This is a genomic window from Methylobacterium sp. WL116 (genome assembly GCF_008039455.1).
GTDB lineage: Bacteria > Pseudomonadota > Alphaproteobacteria > Rhizobiales > Beijerinckiaceae > Methylobacterium.
The window spans coordinates 1-985 of record NZ_VRUV01000924.1; the positions used below are offsets into that span (position 1 = coordinate 1).

The window sequence follows — 985 nt, forward strand, 5'->3', positions numbered from 1 at the left end:
GGCCCGGAGGGCGCCCGCGAGGCAGGCGGCGAGCATCGCCGCGAAGGGCCAGTCGCCGGCCCGGCCGTAGAGGGTGCCGCCGAGGATGCGGACGGGCAGGTCGGCATCGAGCACCGCCTCCTGCTCGATCGGCAGCTGCGCGACGACGCGCCCGTGCGCGTCGATCACCGCCGAGATCCCGGTGTTGGCGTCGCGCACCAGCGGCAGGCCCTCCTCGACGGCGCGCAGGCGGGCCTGCGCCAGGTGCTGGCGCGGGCCAGGCGTGTCGCCGAACCAGGCGTCGTTGGTCACGTTCAGGATCAGGCCGGGGGGCCGATCGGCGGCGGTGGCGCCGGCCGGCAGGATCGCGCCGGGGAAGATCGCCTCGTAGCAGATCGTCGCCGCCACCGGCGGCAGGCCCGGCACGTTGAGGATGCGCTGGCCGGCGAGCGTCCCGGCCGAGAAGCCGCCCGGCACGGCCACGAACTGGCGCAGGCCCACCGCCCGCAGGGCCGCGTCGAGGGGCGCGGGCAGGTACTCGCCGAACGGCACGAGGTGGACCTTGTCGTAGCTGTCGACGATGCGGCCGCCGGGCTCGATCGCCATGATCGCGTTGAAGTAGCGCAGGCGCTCGCCGGGCAGCGGCTCCTCGGCGCGGGCCGCGCCGGTGATCAGGTGCTGGCCGGGCTCCAGCCCGGCGCCGACCTGCGCCATCGCCGCGGGATCGCGCTGGATCAGGAACGGGAAGGCCGATTCCGGCCAGAGGATGTGCGTCGGCGCGCATCGCCGGCCTCGCCTTCGGGCTGGCGGGCGCCGAGTGGGTGCGCGGGCACGTCTTCACCGGCTTCCCCTGGAACACCCTCGGCATGGCGCTCGGCCAGAACCTCTGGCTGATGCAGTCGGCCTCCCTCGTCGGGCTCTACGGCCTGACGCTGCTCGCCGTCCTCGTCTGCGCCGCGCCGGCGACGCTCGCCACCGGCTCGCATCCGCGCAGCCGCCTCGGCCC

Annotated in this window: 2 pseudogenes; one reads left to right on the forward strand and one right to left on the reverse strand. The window is 75.7% G+C overall.

The window, feature by feature from the left end:
- Nucleotides 1–753 (reverse strand): annotated as a pseudogene (gene lnt, locus FV223_RS28520) (apolipoprotein N-acyltransferase); the annotation flags it as partial.
- Between lnt and FV223_RS28525 the strand changes: the two are divergent.
- A pseudogene (locus FV223_RS28525) lies at nt 726–985 on the forward strand (apolipoprotein N-acyltransferase); the annotation flags it as partial. The pseudogenes lnt and FV223_RS28525 sit on opposite strands and share 28 nt — an antisense overlap.